Source organism: Mycolicibacterium lutetiense (assembly GCF_017876775.1).
Taxonomy (GTDB): domain Bacteria; phylum Actinomycetota; class Actinomycetes; order Mycobacteriales; family Mycobacteriaceae; genus Mycobacterium; species Mycobacterium lutetiense.
Genome location: NZ_JAGIOP010000003.1, coordinates 35,660 through 62,160 on the forward strand (window position 1 = coordinate 35,660; position 26,501 = coordinate 62,160).

The window sequence follows — 26,501 nt, forward strand, 5'->3', positions numbered from 1 at the left end:
TAGAAATTGCCGGCCGCAGCGTCGTACGGTCCGGCCATGAGCGAGAAGATCGAGTCGAAGAGCGACGTCCGCCGCAAGGTGAGGGAGGCCCAGACTCGCGCACAGCAGGAGCGAATTCAGCGCGAGGCAGCCAATCGCGAGGACATGGTGGCGTTCCTTCTGGCAGAGCAGAAGCTCGAAGCGGTCGACGATTGGGAGCGTGAGCGGCGCGCCCAGGTTCATGGTGACGCCGAGCAGCGTCGCCATGAACAGCGCGTCGCGGGAGCCAAAGCGCTGGCGCGGATGCAGGAACGTGGGGAAACGATCCGAGACATCGCCTGCCTGGGTGACGTGCCGGAGAAGAAAGTCAGAAGCTATCTCAAACTGGTCAAGCAACTGCAGGAACGGGGGTCGGGGAGCAGATTGACGAAATCCGGCGCTAAGGGGCAATCGCCGAGCGACCTTGCGCTGTAGGTGATTTCATGTCGTCGTGACTGATGAGGGCGGCTATGGCCGGTTCGGTGCGTTGTCTCGGCAGGAGCTGGAGCGTTACTGCTACTTGGATGACGAGGACCGGCGGCTGATCGCTGCGCGGCGGCGCGACTACAACCGTCTGGGGTTCGCGGTGCAGGTGGTGACGGTGCGTCACCTGGGAATGTTCCTGGCTGATCCGCTGGATGTCCCGCCCGCGTTGATCGAGTATCTGGCCGAGCAGTTGGAGATCTCCGATCCGTCGATGGTGAAGCGGTACACCGATCGGGAGAAGACCAAGCTCGAACACGCCTGGGAAATCCAGCAGGTGTACGGACTCAAGCCGTTCGGCGAGATGGAGTCGGAGCTCACGTCGTGGATCGTCGACCAGGCGTGGATGACCGGCGACGGACCGAAGGCGATCTTCGGCGACGCAGTGACATGGCTGCGGAAGCGTCAGGCGCTGCTGCCGGGGATCACCACGTTGGAGCGGCTGATCGGCGACGGCCGCAACGCGGCGGACGCCCGGTTGTGGCGCCAGCTCGGCGAGCAGCTGACCTCGGAGTCCGCGTCTGCCTTGTTGCGGCTGCTGGAGGTTCCTGCGGAGGGCGGGCAGAAGGTCAGCGAGCTGGAGCGGCTGCGCAAGGGCGTGTTCAAGGCGTCGTCGAAGGGGATGCTCGCGGCGCTGCGCAGGGTTGTCGACCTGCAAGCGGTCGGGGTGGACAGCATCGACGTGAGGGCGATCCCGCCGCGTCGGTTGACGGGGTTGGCGACCTACGGGTTGGCGAGCAAGGCCGCCGCGCTGCGGCGGCTGCCCACGCGTGAGCAGCGCTTGGCGGTGCTGGCCGCGACGGTCGTTGTGTTGAGCGCGCGGGCGGTCGACGACGTGTTGGAGACCTTCGACATGTTGATGACGACGAAGCTTCTGTCCAAGGCCGAGCGGGAGTCTCGCGAGGAGAAGCTGCGTCGCTATCCGAGGGTGTCACGCAACGCAGGCAAGCTCGCGGCAGCGGTGAAGGTGCTGCTGGAGATGGTCGAGGTCAACCAGGACGTCGGGCTGGGCGTGGTGTTGGACATGATCGAGAAGACCGTCACCCGGGCCGAGTTGCGGCACGCGGTCCAGGCGGTCGACGAGCTGGTGCCCGCCGACGACGCGGAGCTGGATGGGCAGCGGTTGATCGAGTTGGCCGGCAAGTTCGCCACGGTCCGCCCGTTCCTGTCGATGCTGATGGACACGATCGAGTTCGGCGCGACCAGTGACGGCGCCGCCGTCCTGGCGGCAATGAAGACCCTCGCCGAGCTGCTGACATCCAGGTCGTCGGGCAAGATCCCGGCAAACCTGCTGGACGCCCGCAAGGTCGACCACGACTTGATCGTCGGCGCGTGGAAGCGCTTGATCTACACGCCGGGCCGACCGGAGGGCACCGTCGACCGGAACTCCTACACGATCTGCGTGTTGGAACAGTTCCACCGACACCTCAAGCACCGCAGCATCTTCGCGGTGCGTTCGTCGCGGTGGCGCGACCCGCGGGCGCACCTGCTGGCAGGCGAAGCCTGGGAGGCTGCGCGTGACGCCGGCATGAACGCGCTGGGCCTGCCCGCCGCGCCGACGCAGCTGCTGACCGATCACGCGACGGCGTTGGAGACCGCTTATCGGGAGTTGGCCGCACGGCTGGGCGAGGACACCCCAGCCAGCATCGACGCCGACGGCAAACTGCACGTCGCCGCGCTGGACGCCAAGGCCGAGCCCGCGTCGCTGGTCGACCTGCGCCGCCGGGTGGAGGCGATGATCCCGCGTGTGGACCTGCCGGAACTGGTCACGGAGGTGATGAGCTGGCATCCCGGTTTCACCGAGGCGTTCACCCACACCTCGGGCAACGAGGCCCGCGTCGCCGACCTCGGCTTGTCGGTGGCGGCCGTGCTCTGTTCCTATGCGATGAACGTCGGGTTCAAACCGGTGACAACGCCTGGTGTCGACGCCCTGACCAGGGATCGGCTGCTGCACGTCGACCAGTGCTACGTGCGGGCCGAGACCATCGAGGCGGCCAACGCCGTGCTGGTCGACGCCCAGGCCGACATCCCCCTGGCCCAAGCGTGGGGCGGCGGGCTGGTCGCCTCGGTGGACGGGATGCGGTTCGTGGTGCCCGTGCGCACCCATAACGCCCGCCCGAACCCGAAGTACTTCGGCCGGAAACTGGGCATCACCTGGTTGAACATGCTCAACGACCAGTCCGCCGGGCTGGCAGGCAAGGTGCTGCGCGGAACACCTCGCGATTCGCTGCACACCATCGACGTGATCGTGTCCCAGCACGGCGGGCGGATTCCGGAGGTCATCATCACCGACACCGGGTCGTATTCCGACATCGTGTTCGGACTGCTGCATCTGATCGGCCGCCAGTACCGGCCGCAGCTGGCGAACCTGCCCGATCAGCGGTTGTGGCGCATCGACGCCCGAGCCGACTACGGGCCGCTGGACAAGGCGGCGCGCGGGGTGATCGACACCGCCAAGATCGCCGCGCACTGGGAGGACATGTGCCGGATCGCGGTGTCGATCCACTCCGGTGAGGTGTCGGCGCACGAGGTCACCAGGATGATCTCCCGCGACGGGCAGCCGACCGCGTTGGGCCAGGCCATCGCCCATTTCGGGCGGATCTTCAAGACCCTGCACATCCTGCGCCTGGCCGACGACGAACCTTACCGGCGCGAGGGCAAGGCCCAGTCCAATCTCGTCGAGGGTCGTCACGACCTGGCGCGCACGATCTATCACGGCCGCAAGGGCGAGATGACCCGCGCCTACTACGAGGGCATGGAAGACCAGCTCTCGGCGCTGGGATTGGTGCTCAATTGCGTCGTCGTGTGGAACACCGTCTACGAGAACCGCGCCCTCGCCGCGCTGCGAGCCGGCGGATACCCGGTGCTCGACACCGATGTCGAGCGATTGTCGGCGTTCGTGCGCGCCCACATCGGCATCGACGGGCACTACAGCTTCCACCTGCCCGACCCCAGCGGAGTTCACCGACCGCTGCGCGACCCGGACGCCGACGACGACGAGTAGCGCGAGTCGAAGGGTGGCGGATGACCGCTCAGGACCTGACGACGCATGTCGGCGGAAGTCTCTCCTGAGCCGCGAAACAGGCCACGGCCTGCACCTCTACCTCCGACCTGACCCAACAAACTACCGCTAGATTACGGTCACGGAGAGCGTCAGTTTGTCGCTGTGCGGCACGCCCGTCCGGTCGAGGAAGTCACACATGTCATCGATCATCGGCTGCATGAGCAGCTGCCCCAGCTGACGAACCATCAGCCCGATGACCTGTGAGGACTCGGATCGCCGTGTCGAGGTCTTGCCCGAATAGCGGAGTTTGGAGATCTCTCTGCGACTCAGGTCGGTCAGCCGCTCGAGTAACTCGCTCTTTCCCTGCGGATCGAGCACAGCGCGCCGGATGTAGTTCACCACCGTCGGATGCGTCGCGAGCATGTGCCGCACCGCCTCGTCTCGAGCGGCGGCGACCTGCGCTGGGGCGCCCTCGTCCGGCACAGAGGCGATCGCCAGAGCGTAATAGTCGACGACCAGTTGCTCGACGGCGACGCGTAGCCCGTCCTTGGTCTTGAAGTGGTGCTGCACCAATCCCACGGCGACCCCGGCGGCGGCGGCGACGGCGCGCATCGAGACGCGATCCTCGCCGCGCTCGGCGTAGAGGTCGAGCGCGGCGTTGCGAATGCGGGCCTTCGCGGTGAGGTCCTCGTCACTGGCGCGGGGGTCGGTCACAGAAATTGCCTCCTATCAGGGAAAAAAGCATACACCCTTGACATTAGACAGTACATGCGCATTAATGGCTATACATCAGTATAGTCAAAAAGGGGTTGATGATGTCGCAGTCGAGTTCGCTGCAGGGCGTGCAGGTGGTGTCGCTCGCGATCAATCTGCCGGGCCCGCTCGCCGCCGCGCGGCTACGGGCGCTGGGCGCCACCGTCACCAAGATCGAACCGCCGGCCGGCGACCCGCTGCGGGCCGTGGCGCCGACGTGGTACGACGAGCTCACTGTGGGCCAGCGGGTCGTGACCCTCGACCTCAAGGACCCCGCTGATCGGGCGGTGGCGGCGCGCGAGCTGTCGCGTGCCGACCTGATGCTCACCGCCATGCGCCCCTCGGCGCTGGTCAAGCTCGGCCTGGACGAGTTGACCGCGGCGAATCCGCACCTGTCGCATATCGAGATCGTCGGGCACGACGGGATCGCGGCGGAGCAGCCCGGCCATGACCTGACGTACCAGGCCCTGCACGGCACTCTCCAGCCGCCGACGATGCCGACCGTCCCGGTGGCCGACCTGCTCGGCGCCGAGCGCGCCGTGTCCGCGGCCCTGCTCGCCCTGCGCGTGGCCGCGGAGTCCGGCGTGGGACACCGCGAGCGGGTCGTCCTCGAACAGGCGGCCGCCGACGCCGGCGCCGCAGTTCGGCACGGTCTGATGGGAGCGGGCGCGCCGCTCGGCGGGGCGCATCCCGGTTACCGGATCTACTCCAGCTCCGACGGCCACGTCGCGCTGGCCGCGCTCGAGCCGCACTTCTGGGAGCGCGCCCGCGCCGGTCTCGGTGTCGAGGGCACCCAGGAGGAGCTCGAGCAGACGTTTCTTTCCAAGCCGACGCGCGAATGGGAGGAGGTCGCGAAGCGCCTCGACATTCCCCTGATCGGAATCCGCGATTCGGCACCCCGTAATTCAGCACAAGGAGCTTTGTCATGAGTGTTCGCGAGGCCGTTATCGTCGGCGCGGTCCGGACCCCGGTCGGCCGTCGCGGAGGGATCCTCAGCGCATGGCATCCGGTGGACCTGCTCGGGCAGACGCTGCGGGAGCTTGTGGCCCGCGCCGGCGTCGACCCCGCCGCGATCGAGGACGTCATCACCGGCTGCGTCATCCAGCACGATGTCCAGTCGGGCAATCTCGGCCGCCACGCGGTGCTCGCCGCCGGGCTGCCCGAGTCGGTCCCCGCGGTGACGATCGACCGCCAGTGCGGTTCAGGGCAGCAGGCGGTCAGCTTCGCCGCCCAGGCGGTGATGGCGGGTTCCCACGACCTGGTGATCGCCTGCGGCGTCGAGTCGATGTCACGGGTGCCGATGCCTCCGGCGTTCCTGCCCGGCGCGCCGCTCGGCCCGCAGTACAGCCCGCGCGAACTCGACCGCTACGACGGTGGGCTGATGGCGCAGGGCCCGTCGTCGGAGCTGATGAACGAGAGGTTCGACCTGAGCCGAGCGGCGTTGGACGCGTTCAGCGCTCGCAGCCACGAGCGGGCGCACGCCGCGACGCGGGCCGGGAAGTTCCGCGACCAGATGGTGCCGATCACCGCCGACCCCGACGACCCGACCGGTCCGGTCATCGACTCGGACGAGGGCATCCGCGAGCACATCGACCCCGCCAAGATGGCGAGCCTGAAAGCCGTGTTCGGCGCCGACGGGCGGACCACGGCGGCCAACTCCTCGCAGATCAGCGACGGCGCGGCCGCGCTGCTGATCGCCGACCGCGAGTACGCCGAGCGCAACGGCCTCATCCCACGCGCCCGGTTCCGCGCGCTGTCGGTCGCCGCCGCCGACCCGATCATCCAGTTCACCGCGATCCTCGACGCCGCCCACAAGGCGCTCGGCCGAAGCGGGTTGGCCGTCGAGGAGATCGACCTGTTCGAGGTCAACGAGGCCTTCGCCGGTGTGCCGCTGATCTTCCAACGGGAATTCGGCGTCCCGGACGACAAGCTGAACGTCAACGGCGGCTCCGTCGCCCTCGGCCACCCGCTGGGCTCGACCGGAGCCCGGATGCTCACCGACCTGCTCTGCGAACTCGAACGCTCCGGCAAGAGGTTCGGCTTGCAGACCGTCTGCGAGGCCACCGGCACCGCGAACGCCACCATCATCGAACGCATCTGAGGACGTCATGAGCCACGAGATCGTGAGGGGCCTGCCCTCCACCCACGGCGACCACTATCAACTCAACACCACCACCATCATCCGGCACGCCGCGCGCACCTATCCCGAGCAGGAGATCGTGTACCGCACCGCGGACGGCGGCTGGGACCGGTACACCTACGCCGATGCCTACGCGCGAATCCAACGAAGTGCCAATGCACTTCGCTCGATCGGCGTCGGGCCGGGCGATGTGGTCGGGATCCTCGACTGGAACAGCAAGCGGCACTACGAGCTGTACTGGGCGATTCCCGGCCTCGCTGCCGTGATGTTGCAGATGAACCTGCGTTTGGCGCCAGAGGATCTCGCTTACGTCACCGGACACAGTGATGCATCGGTGGTCCTCATCGACGAGTCGCTGCTTCCGGTTGCCGAGGCGCTGGCACCGCATACGCCGAACGTGAAGACGTGGGTGGTGATGACCGATAAGCCGCTGGCCGACATCACCACCACGCTCCCGCACGCGGTGCACTGGGAGGACCTGCTCGCGGACGCCGGCCCGGAGATCGACTGGCCGGTCATCGACGAAACCTCCTCCTACAGCGCGTGTTACACCACCGGCACCACCGGCAGGCCCAAGGGCATCTACTACTCGCATCGCGGCATCTACCTGCACACCCTCGCCGAGGTCGCCGGACTCGGGATGAGCAGCGACGATGCCGTCATGCTCATCACGCCGATGTTCCACGGCCAGGGCTGGGGCCTACCCCAGGCGGCCGCCTACAGTGCCGCAAAAATCGTGCTGCCCGGTCGCTACATCGCCGAGGACACATCCGTCCTCGTGGACGCGATGATCGCGGAGCAAGTCACCGTCGCAAACGGTGCGCCGGCGATCTTCCAGCCCATGATGAACTACATCAAGACGCTTGCGGTCGCACCGGACTTCTCCCGCGCGCGGCTGCTGTCCGGTGCCACCGAGCCGCCGCTGTCGCTGATGCGCGACTTCCACGACATCACTGGAGCCGACGTCATCCACGCCTACGGCGCCACCGAGACCACCCCTCTGGTCGCGGTGAACCGGGGACTGAAGCCCTCGCTGCGCGGTGTGATCTCGGACGAGGAGAAGTGGGATCTCAAGCGTAAGCAGGGTTTGCCGGTCAACGGCATCGACATCCGGATCGTCGACGCGGAAGGCAACGATCTCCCGCACGACGGCACGAGTCAGGGTGAAGTGCTGCTGCGCGGACCGTGGATCATCGAGCGCTATCACAAGCTCGACGACGACGCCGACAAGTTCCTCGACGGGTATTGGCGTAGCGGCGATGTCGGGACCATCGACCCGAATGGTTACTTGAAGATCACCGACCGGATCAAGGACGTGGTCAAGTCGGGTGGCGAATGGATTTCCTCCATCGACATGGAGAACGCACTCGTTGCCCATCCGAAGATCGCCGAGGCGGCCGTCATCGGCGTCCCGCACCCGAAGTGGCAGGAGCGTCCAGTAGCACTCGTCGTGACGACCGACGGGCAGGAACTTCCACTGTCGGAGATCCACGAATTGCTCGCCGATGCATTCGCCAAATGGCAATTGCCCGAGACCGTCCTGTATCTGGACCAGCTGCCCCGCACCAGCGTCGGCAAGCTCGACAAGAAGGCCATGCGCGCCGCGCACACCAACGTCTACGAGGACGTCCGATGAACCCCGACAACGCCCCGCTACGCACGGCCCGCGACAGCCACCTCCTGATCCTGGAGATCAACCGGCCCAAGGCTCGCAACAGTCTGAACGAGGCGGTGCTCACCGCCTTGAACACCGAGCTCGTCGCGGCTCGGCACGACGACGAGATCCGTGCCATCGTGCTCACCGGCGCCGGCGGGATCTTCTGCGCCGGAGCCGACATCACCAATTTCGACGCCATTCGCGACCAGTCGCTGCTCGGCGATCGAGCCGCGCTGGGCGGCACCATCTGGGCCGACCTGGGCCGATTCCCGAAGCCGGTCCTCGCTGCGGTCGAGGGCCTCGCACTCGGCGGCGGCTGCGAGTTGGCGCTTGCCTGCGACATCGTCATCGCCGGCGAATCCGCCAAGTTCGGTGTCCCGGAGGTGAAGCTCGGCGTGATCCCGGGCGGCGGCGGAACCCAGCGCCTGATTCAGGCCGTCGGCAAGTCCAAGGCGATGGCCCTACTGCTCACCGGCGACTTCCTGTCCGCACAGCGGGCGTGCGCGGCCGGCATCGTCGCCGAGACCGTCCCGGACGGCACCGCCCTCGAAGCGGCGGTCGCCATGGCGCAGCGGATCGCCGCCAACTCACCGCTCGCGGTGGCGCTGGCCAAGGATGCCGCCCTCCAGGCCCTGGAAACCTCTCTGGCGCAAGGACTCGAGCACGAGAAGCGCAACTTTCACGTTGCCATCCATTCCGCCGACAGCCGCGAGGGCCAGGCCGCGTTCCTCGCCAAGCGCGCCCCCGAATTCACCGGAAAGTAGGACCGATCATGAGCGAGCTGTTCCCCGATTACCGCTCCCCGTGGGAGACCGACGATCAGGCGCTGCTGCGTAAGCACGCCGCCGAGTTCTTCCGCAAGGAAGCCACCCCGAACCAGGACCGTTGGGCCGCGCAGCACCAGGTCGACCGCGAGTTCTGGACCAAGGCCGGCGCCGCGGGACTGCTGTGCCTCGACATCGCCGAAGAATACGGCGGCGGGGGCGGCAACTTCGGCCACGAGGCGATCGTGCAGCAGGAGATCGCCTACGCCCACGACACCGCGTTCGGCTTCGCCGTGCACTCGACGATCGTCGCGCACTACATCGCCGCCTATGCCACCGAGGACCAGAAGAAGCGCTGGCTATCGAAATGTGCGAGCGGTGAGAGCGTCCTCGCCATTGCGATGACCGAACCCGGCACCGGCTCGGACCTGCAGGCCGTACGGACCACCGCGGTTCGCGACGGCGGCCACTACGTGATCAACGGCTCGAAGACGTTCATCTCGAACGCGTCGCACTGCGACCTGCTCGTCATCGTCGCCAAAACGGACCCGAGCCAAGGTTCCAAGGGTATCTCGCTGCTCGTCGCGGAGACGGAGAATCTTCCGGGGTTCGAGCGTGGGCGGGTGCTGGACAAGATCGGCCAGCACGGCCAGGACACCCGCGAGTTGTCGTTCACCGACATGCGGGTGCCGGCAGCGAATCTGCTCGGCGGCGTCGAGGGGCAGGGCTTCTACCAGCTGATGGGTCAGCTGCAGCGTGAGCGGCTGATCCTCGGTGTCGGCGGTGTCGCGGTGGCCGAGGCCGCGGTGGCGGAGAGCATCAGGTACGCCAAGGAACGTCACGCCTTCGGCAAGCCGATCCTGAACTTCCAGAACACGAAGTTCGTACTCGCCGAGTGCAAGACCGACGTGCTGGCCGGCAAGACCCTGATGGACCACTGCATCCAGCGTCACCTCGACGGCACCCTCGACGCGGCGACCGCGTCGATGGCCAAGCTGTGGGGCAGCGACAAGCAGTGCGAGATCGTCGACCGCTGCCTGCAGGTCTTCGGTGGCTACGGCTACATGATGGAGTACCCGATCGCGCAGATGTACGCCGCTTCCCGCGTGCAGAAGATCTACGGCGGCACCAACGAGATCATGAAGGAACTCATCGGCCGCGCCTTATGAGGTTGACCTTCGCGCAGTGACACCACTGCGTCAGTCACACCTCACTTTGTCAAAAACCCGATGTTCTCAACCTATTTCGTCAGGAGTATTCATGCATATCACCGGAACCAACGCACTCGTCACCGGCGGAGCCTCGGGCCTCGGACTGGCCACCGTCACCGCCCTCGCCAAGTCGGGCGCCCGGGTAATCGCCGTCGACCTGCCCACCGCGAACACGGATGCGCTGGCTGCTCTCGGCGACACCGTGGAATTCGCTCCGGCGGATGTCACCGACGAGGCCGCGGTCACCGAGGCGGTCGAGCGCGCCAACGCGGAGTCCTCACTGCGAATCACCGTGAACTGCGCCGGCATCGGCAACGCCGTCAAGACCGTCGGTAAGAACGGACCGTTCCCGCTGGCCGAATTCGAGAAGATCGTCAAGGTCAACCTGACCGGAACCTTCAACGTCATCCGCCTCGCCGCGCACGCGATGTCGCAGAACGAGCCCGTCGACGGCGAGCGCGGCGTGATCGTCAACACCGCCTCGGTCGCGGCCTTCGACGGGCAGATCGGACAGGCCGCGTACTCGGCATCGAAGGGCGGGATCGTCGGCGCCACCCTGCCGATCGCCCGCGACCTGGCGTCGCTGCTGATCCGGGTGAACACCATCGCGCCCGGCCTGTTCAAGACCCCGCTGCTGGGCACGCTGCCCGAGGCGGCTCAGATTTCGCTGGGACAGCAGGTGCCGCACCCGAACCGGCTCGGCGACCCCGCCGAGTACGCGCAGCTGGTCGAGGCGATCGTGACCAACCCGATGCTCAACGGCGAAACCATCCGCCTCGACGGCGCGATCCGCATGGCGCCGCGGTGAAACCCGTCGGCGTGCAGGTGGGATCGCACCATGAGCACACACGCCTTGTATACGCCGAGGACCTGGGCATCGGCCAGCGTTTCGACTTGGGCTCACACACGGTGACCGAGGCCGAACTCGTCGACTTCGCCACCCACTGGGATCCCCAGTGGTTTCACATCGACCGGGCGGCGGCGCAGGACGGCCAGTTCGGTGGCCTGATCGCCAGTGGAATCCACACGTTGGCGATCCTGCAACACCACGACGCCGTCCATATCCGATACGGCCTGACCGAAGCCGCGCTCCCGCGCGCTCATCTCCCACGGCTGTTCCAACCCCGGCGAGGTCTCGCGCGACCTCACGGCCCTACTCTCGGCCGTGCCCCCGCCGGATCCGACAAACACCACGACCACGCACGCCCGGCAGCGGCTATGAGTTCCCGGACGCGGAAGACCACACCCATCGACGGTGCCGCACTTGATTGGTCTCTTTCGGCCCCCCTCGAGCAGATGCGCTCGGGCCGAACAGTCAAGGTGCTGAACAAGATACGCAGACACGCGCCGGAACTCGTCACCGTCAGCTACTGAGAGATTCAGCGGGAGCGCCGCCGCGCAGCGGGATCGGTCTCGGCCTGCCAGCGCCCCAGCGCCTCGGCGGAGACCTTCGCGTATTTGACCAGGCTGCGCACCGAGGTGTGTCCGCTCAACGCCATCAGCATCGGCGTGGAAGCGCCCTTCTCTGCGGCGTGGGTCAGTCGCGAGTGCCGCAGCTGGTGCAGCGTGAACGGTCCGCGTCGCATCCCTTCGGTGTGCTCCTCGAGGAGCGTCGCGGCGCGGCGGTAGGAAAGTCGGGCGCGGCCGGTCGAGTTGTCGGTGTCGGTCTTGGCGACCGACGGCTTGGCTTTGCGGTCGGTCAGGAACAGCGGCCCGGACTTCCGTCCGGCGATCAGCCGGGGCAGCGGCCGTGCGGTGCCGGTCTGCCAATAGATCACCTCGCGGGCGCCGCCCTTGCGGGTGACCGTGGCGCATCGGTTCACGGTGTCCAGGTCCTCGATGTCGAGATTCAGGATCTCCTCCGCCCGCGCGGCGGACTCATACAGCATCGACCAGAACACCCGCTCGCGCAGGGCCGCGTCCATGCCCAGCAGCTCCGCAACCTCGGCGGCGGTCATCGCCTTGCTGTTGTCCGGCGCACTCGGCCGCGCCCGCAGGCGCGACACCGGATCGCCGGTCAGCCACTGTTGATCGCGTCAGTAGGCGCACGCCGCCGACACCGCGGTCAGCCGGAGGTTGTAGGTCTTGGGGGCCTTGTCGCCCCACACGTAGTCGAACCACCCCGACACCCGATCCGGGTTCAACAACCCGACATCGCCGTCCGCGCCGAAGTCGCGCACCATCCGATCCAACGCCGAGGCGTAGGCGCGGCGGGTGTTCACCGCCGCGATCGTGCCCAGAAAGGTCCGCGTCGCGTCCGCCAGCCGGATCCCGGCGGCCCGCGCCGGTAGCGAGCTCACCGATCCCACCCCGACCGCCCTTCAGCACTACGGCAGATAGTTTCCGGAGTCGCCCATCTCCGGAACGACCATCGCGGCAGGACGACTCACGAGTTACGGCAGATAGTACGCTACTATCTGCCGTAAATCCTTAGCGCCGGATTTCGAGAATCTGCTCCCCGACCCCCGGAACGCAGCGGTGGCGCGGTCGCTGCGGGGCCGCAACCACTAGGTAGCGACGGCGTGGCGGGCACCGCCGATGGGCCAGGCCCGCAGGTGCGTCCAGCCGAGGTCGGCTCGGGCGCACTAGGTTTGCCGCAATCGGGGCCAGCGGCAGTCCTGTCTGATGGGCAGTGAGACGGTGGCCGGCATCGCTGACGGTGGCTTCCCGTGGCAGACACTGGGTCGGTCGCTGTGGGTGGACGTGAGCGTGCATCCGGCCGAGTGCGCACGCTTCCGCAGTTACGTTGTCTGCGGACCTGAGGAGCGCGACTGCGCGATCTGGACGGGCGGTATCGGTGCCGACGGGTATGGACGGTTCTTCGTGACCCGCGAAGGACACGGCTTCTGTGTGCGGCCGAACCGTTACGCCTTGGCTCTGGCGGCGGGTACCCCGCTGGCTGCCGATGTGCTCGCCTTGCACGAATGCGATAACCCAATCTGCGTCAAGGTGTGTGCGCCGGGGGCCGAGGTTCAGCATGTCGTTGCGGGCACGCAGCAAGACAACATGTTGCGGATGGGCCGGGCGCGCCGTGGAGGTGGCCGGCCGGCGATCGCACGCCGCGACTGCGGCCGCCAAGCGCGCCGCGCCCGGTCGGTGGCGCTTCGCGAAGCGGTGCGCCACGGATGGGATAGCGCGGCGGTGGAAACGGCGCTGCTGGGCAGTCAGCCACGACTGTTCTAGAAGACCAGATAATCGATCACGGAAGGTCCAACGATGACGGAATACAACAGGCCCTACGTCCTTCAACTGGCGGTCGCCTTGATGACGCCTGGCCTTGATGACACCCACTACTCGAGTGTGCGTTCCGCCGCCGAAAGCAACGGAGTCTCAGCTGAGGAGCTCGATCGCGCGGCGTTCGTCGTTGACGGGGTCCAGAGGGGTGGGGTCGACCTCGACGAGTGGATCCGACAGGAGTTCATCGTTGACGGGTGGCTGCACGGCTACGTGCCGTTGGAACTGGATCCTTCAGACCCGAAGTGGGCCACGTGGAAGCTGGCCCAGTTCAATGACGAGCACTACAACGTCCAGACAGTTTTCAACCAACAGCCGGGCCGCTCCGATGAGCAGGACATTCGGTGACCAGTCCCGGAGATGGCCTACCCGAAAGACTGCGCCGATCTGCTGCTGGCGTGCGCGGTCGCTTCACCCGGCTGCGGGTCAGTATCGGACGCACCAGCTCTACACGGGCGACGGCACTGGACCTCTACCAGCGGATCCCGAAAGCCTCGCTCAGTGTTGAGTGCTTCCACCGACCACCATGTCTCGCCGACGGTATTGCGTTCGCGCCGTGCGGACCTGGCGGGCGCCGGCCAGAACGCATCGAGCAGGTCTTGAGCGAGCTGGGCGCGTACTGGAGACAACAACCTCATTTGAGGTTGGGCCAGATCGTGGACAGCTTCGCCAAGGCCCTGGCGGTGAAACTCGATCTCACGGGGAACCTGGACGCGGCAGCTCGTGAACTTGAAGACGACGCGCTACTCGGCATGCTCAGCACCGGGCACAGGCATCCGCATGTTGCCGCCTGCGAGTACCTGGATTTTGTCGAGAGGGTCGAGGATCAGCTGGGCGGCGGTGAAGCGGCTGGGCCGGAAATGACCGAGCCACAAAATGTTCAACGGAGGTCAGCGGGCGGCGGCGCTGGCGCCGACCAAGGCCGCCCACCACGTGGCAACGGCAACTTGTTCTGAAGTAGCGGCCGTATCCAGCTGGCGCTGCACCGCGGCGGCCAAGGCTGCTGCCGAGGCAGGACGGTACCCGCGCGAAACGAACATCTCGCGCAGATCGCCGAGCACACTTGCAGGAAGCACCGACGCCTCGGGTAGCTCTGCGAGGAAGGCGACCTCGCACCACAGTGCTCGCGCCATCAGCGGTGATTGGACTACCGCGTCAGCGGCATCCAGAGCAGGGTGGCTGCACCGTTTTTCGCCACTAGCTGCCGCTGTGGCGTGGTGGTGATCTGAAATCCAGTGCAGCGTGGCGGCGGCCGCGTAGTAGGCCGTGACAGCGGTGCCGGACGCTGTCACAACGACAGGTTCGATGAACGCGGTGGCGGCGATGTTCGGCCGGCCGCGCATGCCATCGAGGCTGATGAGTTCGAAGCAGGCGCGTTGGATAGGTGCCGCTGGCTTGGGAGAAGCGAGGGGACGCAGATAGGTGTCGCTGCGTTTGGCATGGCTCAGCAGCGCGCGACTCGCATCGTCGTAGTCGTGATGCGTCGTTGTGGTGGCGCCGGTTTGAGCGGCGATCGTGAGCTGGTGCATGGCGAATCCGTCCCGGCCGGTAGTGGCGTGGTCAGCTGGCGCGGTGGAAGTGCCGTGAAGCTCCAGTGAGTTTGTCCCATTGCCGTTGCACGGCAGCTCGCTCGTAGCTGTCGACGACGGCGATGCCGGTGTCGACCGCGAGCGCACTATCGCGAACGACTTTGAGTGCAGCAGAGTCATCCTCGTGAGATGCGGCAGCGCCGAAATGTTCGATCGTTGCGGTCGCGTGAACGCGGCTGTCGTCGAGGGTGACCAGCTGCCAGCTACTGAAATCTGAGTGCATCTGGATCGTGTCGGTTTGGCAGTTCGCGTGCTCGACGTAGCGCTCAAGAGTGCACTTGGCATCGGCACCGTCGGGATGCTCGCTGATAGTAGTTCTGCGGTCGGTGCGCTCAATGGTCAGGCGGTGCATCGTCGTAACTCCTTCGGTGTCGTCGAGCGGTGGACAACAGTTCACCCCAGGCAGGTGAGCGGGTGGCGTGGGTGACTGTGGGTGGCATGCGATGAGTTGGCACCGTGCTCGGCGCCGCGTGTGTTGATGCGTTCGACAGCTCGCATCGTGTCGTCGTGAGCTTCGTAGTGGGCCTCGCTGATGAGGGAATCCAGGAGTTCCTGGGCCTCGTAGGCGTCGACGTCTTCGTCGGTCCAGGATTCGGGGTACCGACCGATGTAGCCGGATGGCTCTTCGGAGTTCACGCAGCGCGCATTGGAGTTGGCGCTGGCGGGACAGGAGTAGTCGCCGCAGGCGCAGAACGGTCCGGCGTAAGTGTTCGTGGCGGCCGCGTAGTCGACGAACATCTCCGTGTCCGGTAGCGCCTCGTTGTGAGGCTGGATCGGGCGAGGAGCCGACGACCAAGGGTCGGTGGTGCCGGTAGTCACGCGGACACCGCTGTGGCGTCAGCTGCCAATACCGCAGGATTGACGAGGGCCTTGATCCGGTCGGGGCGGAAGCCTGACCAGTGCTCGTTGCCGGCCACCACGACGGGCGCCTGCAGGTAGCCCAGGCTCATCACGTAGTCGCGGGCGTCACCATCTGCGGTGATGTCGACCTTCTCGAATTCGATGCCCTGCTTCTCCAGCGCCTTGTAGGTGGCGTTGCACTGCACGCATGCGGGCTTGGTGTAGACGGTGATGGTCATTTCTAACTCCTCGTCAAGTGAATAGAGAAAGCATTCTCTGTATTCCTCTATATTAATATGCGCAAGGCATTTATGCAATAGCTTCAGCAAATTAGTATCGGTCACTTAGGGCAATTCTACTAAACGGCCACTGGGTCCATTCACCACCTTTCGCAACGATCATCGCGGAAGGTAAGTAGCTCCTCCTCCTCCATGCAATTACCCTGCCCCGCAACTGCTCAGTATCACATTCGATGCGAACGGGCTGCGGTGTTGATCCCCCGTAGACGGTCTCGCTACTGGTCCTCAAGATTCGAGCTCCACCGTCCGCAGACTCTGGGATAGTTGCTATGTAGCAATCTTCCATTTAAAGCCATCCGTGGAACCACGCCGGATCACTCAAGGGTTAGTTTCCGAATGCAAGACGCCATTACGGATGGTCGGCGCCCGAAATGGAGGTAACGCGAGGTGGTCAGTTCCAGTGGTCGATGCCGACGCTGATCCGGTGTCGGCCGTCTGCGTCGGTGTGGTGCTGTTCGTGGCGGGGCAGGGAGCGAAGTGCGGTGGCGACGAGGTCTGGCAGTTGGCCGGCGGTGGCGGTTTCGTGGGTGACGCTGGCGAGCCACACGAAGGGATCGGCGGACGCGGTGCGGGTGTCGGTCGGATAGATCGCGACGTGCCACCCAACGTGGACGTCGTGGGCTTCGAGGGCGAGTCGTTGGGCCAGGGGAGTGATGTTGGCGGCGTAGTCGCTGATCCAGAGCCAGTCGCCGGTTTCCAGCCGGGATTGGAAGTGCATGTAGCGGCCGCCGGCGGCGACCGACTCCAGTGCGATGCCGAAGCGGTGGTAGATCTCGTCGAGGATCCCGTCGTAACCGCGGCTGTCGGTGGGCGCGGCGTCCTTTCCGGTGCGGGATCGGCGGCGCGTTGGCCGCGCGAGGCTCAGCATGGTGGCCGGCCAGTGATTTGGCAGCGGGTGGCGTGGTCGGGCACCAGGTGGCCGACGATGTCGTCGGCGATGTCGACGAGCTCGGTGAGCAAGTCGCGGACTTTCTCGTCCTGGGCAGCGTTGAGGTGGTCCCGGCTGCGCAGGTCGCAGAGCTCATCGCGCAGCGGGAACCAGTCGCCGAGCAGGTCGATGACGGGTCGAGTGATCTGGTGATCGGTGGCGGTCATGAGGGCCTTTCTGTGCAGTCGGGCAGAGGGGTGGGTTGGTGGTGGGCGTTCGCCGGAGGTGGGGGACGGGTGGTCTCCCCACCTCCGGGAAAGATCAGGCCAGTAGGCGTATGGCGTGCCCGCCGAGCCATTGAGAGACGTTGCTGCTGACGGCGTTGCCGAAGCCCATGGTTTGCTCGGACTTGTTTCCCATTGCCCGGTAGGTGTCTGGGAAGCGTTGGGCGCGAGCGTGTTCGCGGGGGGTGAGCATGCGGAAGCGGCAGTCCGCCACGTCGATGGTTGCTCCTGAGACCAGTCCGGCCGAGTCGCGGGTGGCCACGGTGTGCAGGGGTTCGCGGGTGGTCTTGGCGTCGCCTTTTCGGAACGGAACGACCAGGCTGATCGGCGGCTGCTGCGGGCAGGTGGCGTTGGGTGGGACGGTCAGGGCCTGGTGACCCCCACCTCCAGAGCCTGTGGTGACCGTGGCCAGCGGGTCGGCAATACTGGTCACGTCGGCGTGGTTGCGGAGCACCGTGATCCACGGCTCCGGGGTGAACAGGCCCTCGGTGTCGCGAGTGGTACGGGCCCGCATCGGGACATCGGTGGTGATGGCGGTGTCGTTCCAGGTTCCGCCAGCGGGCACCAGCATCGGGGGAATGGCCATCCCGTCGCCGATCTTGGTCGAGCGGGTCGGCATGGGGGCGGCAGATACCGGGTAGGACCGCGAGTCCCCGTCCGCACCATGGTTGGTGGCGACGATGGTCGGTTCGGCGAACATGTCGATTCCGGCCCGGATGCGTCGCATCGTGGAGGCGGCCAGCGCTTTGCGGCGAGCACCGATCCGCTCGCCCAGGTTGCTCCAGTCGATGGCGGCGGCCGCAGGGAGTACGAACGGTTCGACGATGCTGTGGCGGCAGGCGGCGTTTGGGCAGCGGTACACGTACTGCTGGCGGTACTTGCCGATGCGGCGGCGGTCGGGGCGTTTCCACGATTGGACGGCGGGGTTGACGGCCTCGCACAGGGGGCACCAGGCCAGCGGTCGGGGCCGAATCTCGTCCATCGGCACGCCTTTACGGGCGAACAGAAAGTACATGCGGTCACGCCATTGCGGGGCGAACGGGTTGGTGTCGTCACCGATGTGGGCTGAGGAGACGGAGACGAACTGGTGGCTGTAGCCGAGGGTGTCCATGGCGGTGAGCCAGACGTCGAACAGTTCCCAGCGGGCTGCCTCGACCACGTTCTCGACGAATACCATGTCGTAGCGGTGCACTTCGGTGGCCCGCACGACATCCCAGAAGGTGGCGCGGGTGCGGTCGCGGCCGGCAGAGGGGACGTGGCCCTCGTCTTCGAGAAGCGACAGCTGGGTGCGGGGCGCGGCGGTGCCGCCGGCGGGTGAGAGTTCGGTGCAGATGGGTGATGCCCACAAGATGTCGGTTTTGGGCATGCGGCGCATGTCGTAGTTGGAGACGTCGGCGATGACGTGGTCGGCGTTGGGGAAATTCAGGGCGTGGGTGGCGATCGCCAGGTCCCAGTGGTTGGCGCCCATGGCCAGCTGCAAGCCCGCGTTCTCCAGGCCGATGCTGGATCCGCCGAAGCCGCAGAAGATGTCGGTGTAGGTGAGCCCGGTCGGCTGGCCGCTGGGTCGCCAGTCGGAGTGTTCTGATTCCAGGGCGGTGCGGATGTCGGCGAACTGTTCTGTTGTGAGAGCGGGAGCGGCCACGATGTTCATGCGATTACCTCACGGGGGAGTGGTGCGAAGGTGGGGGCGTTTCTGGGTGTTGGCTATAGTCTACACCTACTGTTGCTCATAGGCAACACTTGGTTAGCTACTGATTCACTGCGTTTCGCGCGAGTCATGTTGTCGCACAGCGCACTCAGCGGCGCCCGATACTCAGTCCGCTGGTCCCCACGAGCTGGTGTAGGTCACGATGGTGCGGGATACGACTTGCACGTATCCGGCCGGGAAGCCCCAGTACTGCGCTTCGGGATGGGTGGCCCACTGACGTGCCTGGGTCTCGTTGGGAGCTTCGGTGATCTGCCCGCGCTTGGATGTGAGCGCAGGAGAGTCGCGCAGCCAGCGCACGCCCCACAAGGTCCGCTCGACACGCTTGCCGTGCTCGGGCCGCCCGGGGAGGTCGAATAGGGGAAGGGTCATGGTGCGACCGTGAAGAGTTCGAGTTGGCCGACCGGCAGCAGTCCGGGCATCACCTCGTAGGGGCGGTAGAGCCCTGCGGCGCCGTCGCTGAATTGCACCTTCACCTGGTTGGGGGTGATGTCTGCGACCACACCGGATTTCACAGTTCCCTGGCCGAGGACCACCTTGACGTGCTGGCCGATGCTGAACTCATCTAGCGAGGTAGCGCAATGGCCGGCGCGTTCATTCTCCGGGCTGTCCAGGTCGTCCTCGACCATGTGGAATCCCAGCGCGCGATCAAGGACTCGATCCTGCCATGCCTGGATGCGGCGTAGCTCGCGGTAGTGGGTGTCGACTTCTTCCTCGGTCGGGTGATACTTGGCGCCGTAGATCGGGTCGCCTTCGTTGCGCCTGTGGCATTCGGCCTCCCGGCCGCAGCGGCACCAGTCGCGTCGGATGTTCTCGGCGTTGAATGCGCGACGTACTGCGCGGAGTTCGTCGGTGACATCCTGGGGCAGGCTGCGGGCGTACCGGTTGATTTGCGCGGTAGTGATTGTCACTGATTTGACTGGCGGTCTGCCGATATCGGTGGTCCACCATGGGCACACGATTTTCCCTCTGCCGCAGGTGTAGCCGTTCGCTAGCCATTCCGGCCCTCCGTCGATACGGCTACCGGTACTGCTGGAGCAGCGTGACATCAAGTCCGCGACACCTTCGGGCCCGAGTAGGCAGTCGCGCATCGCCCATCCACCGATCGAGCGCAGCAGCCACCGTTGGTCCTCGGTCAACGCCGGCCTGGCCATCACGCATCACCCTTGGGGGCGCGATGGGTTCTGGAGAGCCTGAACAGTGCGGCGCGGATTCGCGAGTAACCACTTGCGGAGGGTCCGTGTGGATTTCGGGCATTAGTGGTCATGGGGTTTGGATCTCCCTTCCCGGCGCTTAACCTGTTGCCTATAGGCTACATCTACTGTAGCCTATAGGCAACAGAAGCAAGAGGGAGGCGGCCGGAATGGGCAGCACCACAGTCGAATTCACACCACGCCTGTCGGGCCTCGTCGAGGATGAGCGAACGCCGACGGTGTGCGTCTCGTTCGGCATGGGACTGGACAGTTCAGCCCTGCTCGCGCGGTGGCTGACCGACCCGTCCAGCCGCGACTTCGCACTCGAAGACATGGTTGTCCTCACCGCGATGACCGGCCACGAGAGCGCCGCCACCATCGGCGCGGTGACTCGTCATATGCTGCCACTGTTCCAAGCCAGCTCCGTGCGCTTCATCCAGATAGCGCGCAACCAACGCAAGACCACCCGGGTCGGCGACGGCGTGGTGGTGCTCGACGACTCTCGATTCCCCCGCCAGCTCTACGCCGAAGGCCTCTACACTCTCGGTGATGAAATGCGCTCGGCAGCAACACTTCCGCAGCGCGGGGGCGTTAGGCTGTGCTCAGTACATTCTAAGGGCGACCTACTGGACCCGGTGATCGCCCGGATCACCCGGGGCCGGCCATTCCGGCACGTCATTGGCTTCGAGGCCAACGAACGGGCCCGGGCCGACAAAGATCGCCTCTTCGACACCGAGCTGCGGACCGGGTGGTACCCATTGCGGGAATGGGGCTGGACCCGAGCGGATTGCACCGACTTCGTCATCGAGACCTTCGGTGAGTCGATTCCCAAGTCCTGCTGCGGTTTCTGCGTATTCGCGATGAGCACAGCCAACGGTCGGGCGGCGACGGTGCAACGGTACCGGCAGGAACCGGAGCTGGGAGTAGAAGCACTCGTGCTCGAGCACCTAGCGAGAAGCGTCAACCCGTCTCAAACACTCATCGAGGGCAGCAGCGCCGCCGATCTCGTCGCAACAGCAGGGCTAAGAGAAGTGCAGCAACGTTTCGACGCCCATCTAGACATGTGTGACTGGTCGCTGTATGAGGTGCGGCGGCTGGTGCGCCCGGGCCGCTGCGGCGGGAAGGGGATCACCGCTCGGTCCTTGCGCGTCGCCGCGACCGGTTCACGAGACGAGATGGCACGCCAGCTCGCGAGCCAGCCAGGGCGACGGGTGCAGGGCGCTGACGGCATCGTGCGGCACATTCTGCGTGACCGAGCGACCGACTTGTCCAAGGTTGACCATCTCTACGTGGCGGCACCGGCCGGCGCCCAGGACAAGCAGCGTTCGGGTTTCGAACAGTGGTGGCAGGAGGCCACCGGCGATGCGCTGTTCTGATTTGTCCCAGGAGCCGACTGCGCTTGTAGACTATGAGCGACAAGAATGCTGGGATACCGACCAGAGGACGTTCGTGAGTGCTGGCGAAGAATTTGACGAAGCAGCAGTCCAGGGCCGCATCGGCGCAAACATCAGGCTCCGGCGAGAAAAGGTCGGTCTGAGCCAGGGCGCGCTCGCCGAACGCGCAGGCATCCATCGGACTTTCCTCAACCAACTGGAAAACGGCCACCGCGGATGCACCGTGACCGTCCTGGCTCGGCTAGCCAGAGAACTCAACACCAGCGCCTCGGTGCTCGTGCTCGACATCGATTGACAATCCTGCCCTGAGCAGGTCACACCAGCCCGACCGACGTCTGCAAACGGCATTGAGGTGCGGATGCCTCGTTATCCGTCCGATACGACGGATGCACAGTGGCGCCGCGCCAGGATGTCTCGCACGCCGCACGCCGGGTCGGCAGTAGCGGCTCAATGAGCCGCTACTGTGTCGTAGGCTCCCGATATCGGAGCACGGAATCAGCGCGATCACGATGCCGACGTCAGCGCATTGGACGACGGCGCGTTTGAACGTGTTCTCATGGCCAATCTCGACCACCGGCACCGCAACAAAGCCATGTGGAAAGCCCTGACGGCCGAAGACAACATCGATCGAACACGCGGTGTCCTCGTCAACTCCTACGAGCGCGCGCGGAGCACACTGGCAAACCGCCGGGCCGATCGGGAAGCATTCGAGAATGAGCGGTTTTCCGAAGGCCGACGGGGACGACTCGAAATTCTTCGGACCCAGCAGGGCTATGACTCCTGGAAACTCAACACTGGCAACTTTATACGCCACGTCGCGTCGGCGTTGGCCGAGGTCAACCAGATCCAAAAAGAACACAACCGCGCGGAAAGTAGGACCGGGGCTCAGCACTACCGATCGCTGCTACGTCAACTCGCCCTGGCGATCGACCTGCACCGCACCAGCCGGTCGGATTCCGGGACGGGTGGCGACGCGCACGACCGTATGTTGTGGGGCATCCTCGACCAGCTCACGGTCCCAGACGGACCCGATCACACCGAAACTTCGCTGACCGAGATGCTGCCAAGGTGGCGCCCTCCTCACGAGACTTGATTGTGTGTCAACCAGCGGAAGGTGGCGGATCTTCGCTGGTATGAAACCTGGTATAAATTCAATGATTTCGCTAGCCGAGGTTTACAAACAGGCACTGCGCGGATGCACTGCCGGCTCCGGTCACCTTCAGTGGACAAGCATGATTAGGCAGGCGCGCGCATCGCTCGGGGACAGCCGCGGTCCTTCGTTAACTCCTGACGACAGGCTGCGGGCGGCGGCTCGGTAAGGGGTCGCGTAAGCGGAATCAGTTTGGCCGAAGGCCCATTCCCAGTCCAACCATCCCCAGCGATCATCGTTTGCGGGCCGCTGACTGCGCAGCAGTCGCGTTGCGCGCCGGTGGGTCGACCAGCGCTGCTGGGACTGAACCACCGCACGGCCCAGCTTCCACACAAGAAACATGCCGACAGGAACGAGGGGGAGTAGCACTCCGTACGCGAACACATCCCCCCAGCGCACTTCCCAAAATGAGTTCATGTCCTAATCCTCTCTGGCGGGTACGACAATTCGTAGATTCCGTGGACCACTCAACGCAGGGTGCTCGTGCGGTAGATGGGCCTTTGAGCGCCGTGACGGTCGCGGACACTCGGTTTAGCCGAAACGCAGCAGGTCGGTGACTCGCAGGTGCACGTAGACCCGTCCGGTAGGGCCGAAGTCGACGAGTTCGGGGTCGTTGTTGATCGTGTCGGCCACCTCCTGCGGCAACTCTTGAAAGGTGGTGATGCTCTGGACTTCCCCGGCGGCGATGAGCTTCTGAATGTAGCGGTGGACGTAGCGGGCCAGAGTATCCACGTGTTCCCAGAAGTCAATGCTGTAGCCGGTCACGGCCCGTAGCCTGTCGTGACGGATGTTGCAGACTCCGATGTAGGTGTGATGGTCATTGACGAAGCGGACGCGGGCAGTGGGCGCCACCCTGTCGTCGGTGGCGAGGCCTCCACCTTGTCCTCCGAATAGGGCGACGGTGGCGATGTAGGTGATGGTTGTCATGGGAGACTCCTTCGCAATCACTGTTGCCCATAGTCTACTTTCAATGTTGCCTATAGGCAACACTTGCGGCGCAACAGAGTTCACCAAATATCTTCTATGACAAGCCGTTTCAACCGATCAATCATTCTGAACCTACGCGGCAGCGCACCGAACGTGGTCCGGGCCTAGATTGACTGTCACATGACGTGTCAGCGCCGGAACCCGCGTCGCGACGGGCGGGGTTCCAGCCCGTCGAAAAGGTCGAACCAGGTCTCTGCATCCGGAATGTCGCCTAGCCAGACGGGCGCGTCGCCGGGGGAGAGGTGCCAGGTCAGGTGTCGGTTCCCGACGAGCGAATCGGTTGCCGACTCCCAGTCCGGGTCGCTGGCAGTCTCGGGCAGCGCCGATACTTCCTCTCCGTACTGGCCATCCATCCACATGGATTGGGCGGTCGCCACGGACAGCACCAGCGCAGCCTCCTCGGCCACACAACGCGGGTACGGTAGGCGGCCGGCTTCGAGGTCCAGGGCGAGGTCGTCGAAGGCGCGAGCCAGCTGACGCCGCCACGGCACCGTACATTCCCACGACGCTTCAGGGAAGCGGTCCAGAATCGACCACCAGCCCGAGGATTCCTTCACCGGCTGATCTCGGTGCTCCTCGATGTCGTCGTAGGTGTCATCGGCGTGCACCCAGAGGTAGGTCCGGAGCAGCTCGCGCTGGCGCGGGGTCAATCTGAGTCGAAAGGGTGCTACGTGACTCATCTTTCGCAATCCTGCCGATCGGCGCTCACGCTCGATTCACTCTCCTTGGATCTTCCTGGACCGAACTCGTCTCGGAACCACGGTGGTGTATGTGGCAGCGTCCTCGATATTGAGGCTGTGCTGCCACGCTTCGTCGGCATCATTGAACAGGGGAGAAGTGGTCGCAACACCACTCTCACGATCCACGCTGACAACCCAATATCCCGACCCCATGCTCGTACCTCACCGAAAAACCGTGGCGGTGAGATAAATTCGTCGAGCCTTCTCATCCGGCCCTAGACCATGCCGCTCGAAGAGCTCTCGGTCCAAGAGGTCTTCAATCGCAAGGAACAACTCGGCCGCGGCCTCCGCCTCATCGTCTCGCCGAGCGAAGCTTTCCGGATTGGTGTGCCCTTGATGCGCTCGACGACGCCACAGCGAGAGCGAAGCGTAGAGTCCGGCAGCCCTGGCGTACCAGACCTGCAGTTCGTCGTCGCTCATCTCAGCGACACGCTGCGCTGCGGCACGGTAGTCCCGAGCGGTTCGCGTCCGGCCCTGCAGCTCGTCCTGGTTGCGGTCCATCCCGTAATCTGCCCCGTTCGCTTCACTCACTGCCGCGCTCCGTTTCGCCGCGAGACTGCGCCCAACCGAGGCGGTCGAGCGGTGTGCCCGGCAGTGTGGCTGGTGTCGGTGTGTCGGCGATCGCCTTTTCGATAGCGGCCTCGATTGCCGTGCGGGGATAAGGCGGCGGCGCGTGCTCGTCGAACGCCCCCGGCCCGTAGGTTTCGGGGGCGCGGGTGACGGTGACTGTGACGGGCACCTTGAGTTCCAGGGCCGCCAGCTGGGTTTCGATGGCCTCAGTGAGCTGTGCGGCGTAGTCATCGTATTCGCGGTGCCACTGTTCTTCGAGCGCATCGATGACAGCCGAGATCGCATGCATTGCTTGTTCATAGGCGATTTCACCGGGGGTGGGGTCTCGGTAGGCTTCGGCCTCTGCCCAGAGCTCGGTCAGCAGGTCGACGTCGGCGGGGTCGCCTGTCCAGTCGGTGTAGCTGACGACCAGATAGCCGTTGTCGTCCACGTTGACCCAGTTGACGGCCGCGATGCGGGGATCGTCGGGGGAGAAGGGGCCCGGTGGAAGGTCGGTGGGCTGGGGGACATCGTTGGTGCGGGCGTCCACTTCCATTGCGGCGTCGTTGTAGTCGTCGTCGCTGGTATCGCCGAGGTAGCTCAGAATGCTTTCCACCCACAGCTCGATGACCACGGGTACGGTGCGGTGGCGCAGCAAGTCTTTGTCGTCGAATACTGTGGATTGCAGTGTCTGGCGGATTCGTTCGGCTTCCCACGAACCCGGTCGTCCAGCGAGGGCTTGTTCGATGCTTCCGGCGTTGGCCGCAGCGCCGGCCAACGCCAGGGTGACGAAAGCAGCCCAGTCGATCGGGACTGCGGCGCGGGGATCCGGATCGGCCTCCCACTGGCCTGTGTCGGTGCGCCGTGAGAGCTGGTTGGTCAGTCGCGTCGCCTCGGTCAGTACCGCGATGGCGTCGGCGAGGACCTCGTCGTGGGGTCGGGACTCGTGGGACTCGGCATCGAGGTAACCCGTGTCGAACAGTGCCGCGGAAAGGACTTCCCGATAGGGGCGGCCGATAACTCGGGCTGTGGCAACAAGATTGACGTGCTCCGGGAGCCGGCGGACGCCGTTGGTTCGCCATTTGCGCAGGTTCTCCCGCGTGACGCCGATCCGCCTGGCCAGCTCGGACTCATTGACGCCGTGTGCGCTCTTGTACCGGTCGATCAGTTCGACGAGACGAGAGGTTGCCATGTGGCCAAGTATTCTGCGAAAATTGAGGAGAGTCAAGCATCAGTTAGCATATTTGCCAACTGACAGTTGACATAACGGTCGTTATCGGCAAACGTCGAACATGGCCTATAGCGGTCAGTTTGGCAGCGCGAAAACTACCGTATTACTTGTTCTAGCAACACATTTAGGGATAGTGACCGTCCCATATCGTCGGCACTTCCGATCCCACATAGCAAACATATTACCCGTAAACGGCAGCTGCGCAATGAAATCGACCGGTAGAGAGTCCAGCGCGGACAGGACTTGGGCGCCGCTCACTTCTCGGCCGAACGGCCGTCAAAGTTGACGAATGAACACCCAGGACCCGGCTCCGGCCGGTACATCCGATCGGCGCACACATCGCAGTGAAATACCCGATGGATAGTCCCGCAACCACATGCCTGACTCCCGACCTGATAGGTGCCAGGC

The 26,501-nt window shown here is 65.2% G+C and carries 30 protein-coding genes and 1 pseudogene; 15 read left to right on the plus strand and 16 right to left on the minus strand.

Going from position 1 to position 26,501, the window contains the following annotated elements; translation table 11 throughout:
• Positions 1 to 36: 36 nt before the first annotated feature.
• Entirely contained in the window at positions 37 to 453 is a 417-nt protein-coding gene (locus JOF57_RS30385; RefSeq protein WP_209923870.1) for a hypothetical protein, read from the plus strand.
• Between the two features lie 16 nt (positions 454 to 469).
• Positions 470 to 3,505 (plus strand): Tn3 family transposase, encoded by a 3,036-nt coding sequence (locus JOF57_RS30390; protein WP_011331220.1) that lies wholly within the window; start codon positions 470 to 472, stop codon positions 3,503 to 3,505.
• Between the two features lie 126 nt (positions 3,506 to 3,631).
• On the opposite strand, the gene JOF57_RS30395 is transcribed toward JOF57_RS30390, so the two are convergent.
• A complete protein-coding gene (locus JOF57_RS30395; protein WP_011331219.1) occupies positions 3,632 to 4,219 on the minus strand; it encodes a TetR/AcrR family transcriptional regulator in 588 nt (195 codons plus the stop codon).
• A 101-nt stretch (positions 4,220 to 4,320) separates the two neighbouring features.
• On the opposite strand from JOF57_RS30395, the gene JOF57_RS30400 reads away from it, so the two are divergent.
• The 7 genes and pseudogenes from JOF57_RS30400 to JOF57_RS30430 all read left to right on the plus strand — a co-directional run.
• Positions 4,321 to 5,187, plus strand: coding sequence for a CoA transferase (locus tag JOF57_RS30400; protein WP_011331218.1), 867 nt, complete (start codon positions 4,321 to 4,323; stop codon positions 5,185 to 5,187).
• Complete coding sequence (locus JOF57_RS30405; RefSeq protein ID WP_011331217.1) at positions 5,184 to 6,359, plus strand: thiolase family protein; 1,176 nt, start codon at positions 5,184 to 5,186, stop codon at positions 6,357 to 6,359. The genes JOF57_RS30400 and JOF57_RS30405 overlap by 4 nt, the downstream gene beginning before the upstream one ends.
• Before the next feature lie 7 nt (positions 6,360 to 6,366).
• Entirely contained in the window at positions 6,367 to 8,034 is a 1,668-nt protein-coding gene (locus JOF57_RS30410; protein ID WP_011331216.1) for a long-chain-fatty-acid--CoA ligase, read from the plus strand.
• On the plus strand, positions 8,031 to 8,819 hold the full coding sequence (locus JOF57_RS30415; protein ID WP_011331215.1) for an enoyl-CoA hydratase/isomerase family protein: 789 nt from the start codon (positions 8,031 to 8,033) through the stop codon (positions 8,817 to 8,819). Before JOF57_RS30410 ends, JOF57_RS30415 begins: the two co-directional genes overlap by 4 nt.
• An 8-nt stretch (positions 8,820 to 8,827) precedes the next feature.
• Positions 8,828 to 9,988, plus strand: coding sequence for an acyl-CoA dehydrogenase family protein (locus JOF57_RS30420; protein ID WP_011331214.1), 1,161 nt, complete (start codon positions 8,828 to 8,830; stop codon positions 9,986 to 9,988).
• Positions 9,989 to 10,079: 91 nt separating this feature from the next.
• Positions 10,080 to 10,838 (plus strand): 3-hydroxyacyl-CoA dehydrogenase, encoded by a 759-nt coding sequence (locus tag JOF57_RS30425; RefSeq protein WP_011331213.1) that lies wholly within the window; start codon positions 10,080 to 10,082, stop codon positions 10,836 to 10,838.
• Positions 10,835 to 11,074, plus strand: a pseudogene (locus JOF57_RS30430) (MaoC/PaaZ C-terminal domain-containing protein); the annotation flags it as partial. The gene JOF57_RS30425 and the pseudogene JOF57_RS30430, both read left to right, overlap by 4 nt.
• 335 nt (positions 11,075 to 11,409) lie before the next feature.
• Here JOF57_RS30430 and JOF57_RS30435 read toward each other — a convergent pair.
• The gene (locus tag JOF57_RS30435; RefSeq protein WP_011331207.1) at positions 11,410 to 12,036 is read right to left on the minus strand and encodes a tyrosine-type recombinase/integrase; all 627 of its coding nucleotides are present in this window, start codon (positions 12,034 to 12,036) and stop codon (positions 11,410 to 11,412) included.
• 30 nt (positions 12,037 to 12,066) lie between these two features.
• A complete protein-coding gene (locus JOF57_RS30440) occupies positions 12,067 to 12,330 on the minus strand; it encodes a site-specific integrase (RefSeq protein WP_225330463.1) in 264 nt (87 codons plus the stop codon).
• Positions 12,331 to 12,655: 325 nt separating this feature from the next.
• On the opposite strand from JOF57_RS30440, the gene JOF57_RS30445 reads away from it, so the two are divergent.
• From JOF57_RS30445 to JOF57_RS30455, 3 genes are all read left to right on the plus strand, one after another.
• Entirely contained in the window at positions 12,656 to 13,213 is a 558-nt protein-coding gene (locus JOF57_RS30445; RefSeq protein ID WP_234939127.1) for a hypothetical protein, read from the plus strand.
• A gap of 33 nt (positions 13,214 to 13,246) precedes the next feature.
• Positions 13,247 to 13,612, plus strand: coding sequence for a hypothetical protein (locus JOF57_RS30450; RefSeq protein ID WP_209923871.1), 366 nt, complete (start codon positions 13,247 to 13,249; stop codon positions 13,610 to 13,612).
• A 251-nt stretch (positions 13,613 to 13,863) separates the two neighbouring features.
• Positions 13,864 to 14,220, plus strand: a complete 357-nt coding sequence (locus tag JOF57_RS30455) for a hypothetical protein (RefSeq protein ID WP_209923872.1) — start codon at positions 13,864 to 13,866, stop codon at positions 14,218 to 14,220.
• On the opposite strand, the gene JOF57_RS30460 is transcribed toward JOF57_RS30455, so the two are convergent.
• From JOF57_RS30460 to JOF57_RS30500, 9 genes are all read right to left on the minus strand, one after another.
• Positions 14,155 to 14,793, minus strand: coding sequence for a hypothetical protein (locus JOF57_RS30460; RefSeq protein ID WP_209923873.1), 639 nt, complete (start codon positions 14,791 to 14,793; stop codon positions 14,155 to 14,157). The genes JOF57_RS30455 and JOF57_RS30460 overlap by 66 nt on opposite strands.
• 31 nt (positions 14,794 to 14,824) lie before the next feature.
• Entirely contained in the window at positions 14,825 to 15,205 is a 381-nt protein-coding gene (locus tag JOF57_RS30465; protein ID WP_209923874.1) for a hypothetical protein, read from the minus strand.
• 41 nt (positions 15,206 to 15,246) lie between these two features.
• On the minus strand, positions 15,247 to 15,672 hold the full coding sequence (locus JOF57_RS30470) for a hypothetical protein (RefSeq protein WP_209923875.1): 426 nt from the start codon (positions 15,670 to 15,672) through the stop codon (positions 15,247 to 15,249).
• Complete coding sequence (locus JOF57_RS30475) at positions 15,669 to 15,932, minus strand: redoxin NrdH (protein ID WP_209923876.1); 264 nt, start codon at positions 15,930 to 15,932, stop codon at positions 15,669 to 15,671. The genes JOF57_RS30470 and JOF57_RS30475 overlap by 4 nt, the downstream gene beginning before the upstream one ends.
• 451 nt (positions 15,933 to 16,383) lie before the next feature.
• Positions 16,384 to 16,860, minus strand: a complete 477-nt coding sequence (locus JOF57_RS30480) for a hypothetical protein (protein WP_209923877.1) — start codon at positions 16,858 to 16,860, stop codon at positions 16,384 to 16,386.
• The gene (locus JOF57_RS30485) at positions 16,854 to 17,087 is read right to left on the minus strand and encodes a hypothetical protein (RefSeq protein ID WP_209923879.1); all 234 of its coding nucleotides are present in this window, start codon (positions 17,085 to 17,087) and stop codon (positions 16,854 to 16,856) included. The genes JOF57_RS30480 and JOF57_RS30485 overlap by 7 nt, the downstream gene beginning before the upstream one ends.
• 94 nt (positions 17,088 to 17,181) lie before the next feature.
• Entirely contained in the window at positions 17,182 to 18,795 is a 1,614-nt protein-coding gene (locus JOF57_RS30490) for a DNA cytosine methyltransferase (RefSeq protein ID WP_209923880.1), read from the minus strand.
• A 162-nt stretch (positions 18,796 to 18,957) separates the two neighbouring features.
• Complete coding sequence (locus JOF57_RS30495; RefSeq protein WP_209923881.1) at positions 18,958 to 19,221, minus strand: hypothetical protein; 264 nt, start codon at positions 19,219 to 19,221, stop codon at positions 18,958 to 18,960.
• Positions 19,218 to 20,003: a hypothetical protein gene (locus JOF57_RS30500; RefSeq protein WP_209923883.1), complete on the minus strand. Its 786-nt coding sequence runs from the start codon at positions 20,001 to 20,003 to the stop codon at positions 19,218 to 19,220. Before JOF57_RS30500 ends, JOF57_RS30495 begins: the two co-directional genes overlap by 4 nt.
• A gap of 209 nt (positions 20,004 to 20,212) precedes the next feature.
• On the opposite strand from JOF57_RS30500, the gene JOF57_RS30505 reads away from it, so the two are divergent.
• The 3 genes from JOF57_RS30505 (at position 20,213) to JOF57_RS30515 (ending at position 22,529) form a co-directional block, all read left to right on the plus strand.
• Complete coding sequence (locus tag JOF57_RS30505; protein ID WP_234939128.1) at positions 20,213 to 21,418, plus strand: hypothetical protein; 1,206 nt, start codon at positions 20,213 to 20,215, stop codon at positions 21,416 to 21,418.
• Positions 21,419 to 21,491: 73 nt separating this feature from the next.
• On the plus strand, positions 21,492 to 21,731 hold the full coding sequence (locus JOF57_RS30510) for a helix-turn-helix domain-containing protein (RefSeq protein WP_307870146.1): 240 nt from the start codon (positions 21,492 to 21,494) through the stop codon (positions 21,729 to 21,731).
• Positions 21,732 to 21,992: 261 nt separating this feature from the next.
• Positions 21,993 to 22,529, plus strand: coding sequence for a hypothetical protein (locus JOF57_RS30515; protein WP_209923886.1), 537 nt, complete (start codon positions 21,993 to 21,995; stop codon positions 22,527 to 22,529).
• Positions 22,530 to 23,117: 588 nt separating this feature from the next.
• On the opposite strand, the gene JOF57_RS30520 is transcribed toward JOF57_RS30515, so the two are convergent.
• The 4 genes from JOF57_RS30520 to JOF57_RS30535 all read right to left on the minus strand — a co-directional run bounded on the left by JOF57_RS30520 (position 23,118) and on the right by JOF57_RS30535 (position 26,054).
• Positions 23,118 to 23,513: a hypothetical protein gene (locus tag JOF57_RS30520; protein ID WP_209923887.1), complete on the minus strand. Its 396-nt coding sequence runs from the start codon at positions 23,511 to 23,513 to the stop codon at positions 23,118 to 23,120.
• A 188-nt stretch (positions 23,514 to 23,701) separates the two neighbouring features.
• The gene (locus tag JOF57_RS30525; protein ID WP_209923888.1) at positions 23,702 to 24,253 is read right to left on the minus strand and encodes a hypothetical protein; all 552 of its coding nucleotides are present in this window, start codon (positions 24,251 to 24,253) and stop codon (positions 23,702 to 23,704) included.
• Positions 24,254 to 24,475: 222 nt separating this feature from the next.
• A complete protein-coding gene (locus tag JOF57_RS30530) occupies positions 24,476 to 24,844 on the minus strand; it encodes a hypothetical protein (protein ID WP_209923889.1) in 369 nt (122 codons plus the stop codon).
• A complete protein-coding gene (locus tag JOF57_RS30535; RefSeq protein ID WP_209923891.1) occupies positions 24,837 to 26,054 on the minus strand; it encodes an XRE family transcriptional regulator in 1,218 nt (405 codons plus the stop codon). The genes JOF57_RS30530 and JOF57_RS30535 overlap by 8 nt, the downstream gene beginning before the upstream one ends.
• Between the last annotated feature and the right edge of the window lie 447 nt (positions 26,055 to 26,501).

What these genes read in the sequence shown, in the direction of transcription:
- JOF57_RS30460 (WP_209923873.1), bottom strand. Translation starts at nt 14,793, where the DNA reads ATGCACCAGCTCACGATCGCCGCTCAAACCGGCGCCACCACAACGACG.
- JOF57_RS30445 (WP_234939127.1), top strand. Translation starts at nt 12,656, where the DNA reads ATGGGCAGTGAGACGGTGGCCGGCATCGCTGACGGTGGCTTCCCGTGG.
- JOF57_RS30520 (WP_209923887.1), bottom strand. Translation starts at nt 23,513, where the DNA reads ATGACAACCATCACCTACATCGCCACCGTCGCCCTATTCGGAGGACAA.
- JOF57_RS30405 (WP_011331217.1), top strand. Translation starts at nt 5,184, where the DNA reads ATGAGTGTTCGCGAGGCCGTTATCGTCGGCGCGGTCCGGACCCCGGTC.
- JOF57_RS30465 (WP_209923874.1), bottom strand. Translation starts at nt 15,205, where the DNA reads ATGCACCGCCTGACCATTGAGCGCACCGACCGCAGAACTACTATCAGC.
- JOF57_RS30500 (WP_209923883.1), bottom strand. Translation starts at nt 20,003, where the DNA reads ATGGCCAGGCCGGCGTTGACCGAGGACCAACGGTGGCTGCTGCGCTCG.
- JOF57_RS30485 (WP_209923879.1), bottom strand. Translation starts at nt 17,087, where the DNA reads ATGACCGCCACCGATCACCAGATCACTCGACCCGTCATCGACCTGCTC.
- JOF57_RS30525 (WP_209923888.1), bottom strand. Translation starts at nt 24,253, where the DNA reads ATGAGTCACGTAGCACCCTTTCGACTCAGATTGACCCCGCGCCAGCGC.
- JOF57_RS30475 (WP_209923876.1), bottom strand. Translation starts at nt 15,932, where the DNA reads ATGACCATCACCGTCTACACCAAGCCCGCATGCGTGCAGTGCAACGCC.
- JOF57_RS30425 (WP_011331213.1), top strand. Translation starts at nt 10,080, where the DNA reads ATGCATATCACCGGAACCAACGCACTCGTCACCGGCGGAGCCTCGGGC.
- JOF57_RS30480 (WP_209923877.1), bottom strand. Translation starts at nt 16,860, where the DNA reads ATGCTGAGCCTCGCGCGGCCAACGCGCCGCCGATCCCGCACCGGAAAG.
- JOF57_RS30535 (WP_209923891.1), bottom strand. Translation starts at nt 26,054, where the DNA reads ATGGCAACCTCTCGTCTCGTCGAACTGATCGACCGGTACAAGAGCGCA.
- JOF57_RS30450 (WP_209923871.1), top strand. Translation starts at nt 13,247, where the DNA reads ATGACGGAATACAACAGGCCCTACGTCCTTCAACTGGCGGTCGCCTTG.
- JOF57_RS30400 (WP_011331218.1), top strand. Translation starts at nt 4,321, where the DNA reads ATGTCGCAGTCGAGTTCGCTGCAGGGCGTGCAGGTGGTGTCGCTCGCG.
- JOF57_RS30490 (WP_209923880.1), bottom strand. Translation starts at nt 18,795, where the DNA reads ATGAACATCGTGGCCGCTCCCGCTCTCACAACAGAACAGTTCGCCGAC.
- JOF57_RS30420 (WP_011331214.1), top strand. Translation starts at nt 8,828, where the DNA reads ATGAGCGAGCTGTTCCCCGATTACCGCTCCCCGTGGGAGACCGACGAT.
- JOF57_RS30410 (WP_011331216.1), top strand. Translation starts at nt 6,367, where the DNA reads ATGAGCCACGAGATCGTGAGGGGCCTGCCCTCCACCCACGGCGACCAC.
- JOF57_RS30415 (WP_011331215.1), top strand. Translation starts at nt 8,031, where the DNA reads ATGAACCCCGACAACGCCCCGCTACGCACGGCCCGCGACAGCCACCTC.
- JOF57_RS30515 (WP_209923886.1), top strand. Translation starts at nt 21,993, where the DNA reads ATGGCCAATCTCGACCACCGGCACCGCAACAAAGCCATGTGGAAAGCC.
- JOF57_RS30495 (WP_209923881.1), bottom strand. Translation starts at nt 19,221, where the DNA reads ATGACCCTTCCCCTATTCGACCTCCCCGGGCGGCCCGAGCACGGCAAG.
- JOF57_RS30505 (WP_234939128.1), top strand. Translation starts at nt 20,213, where the DNA reads ATGGGCAGCACCACAGTCGAATTCACACCACGCCTGTCGGGCCTCGTC.
- JOF57_RS30385 (WP_209923870.1), top strand. Translation starts at nt 37, where the DNA reads ATGAGCGAGAAGATCGAGTCGAAGAGCGACGTCCGCCGCAAGGTGAGG.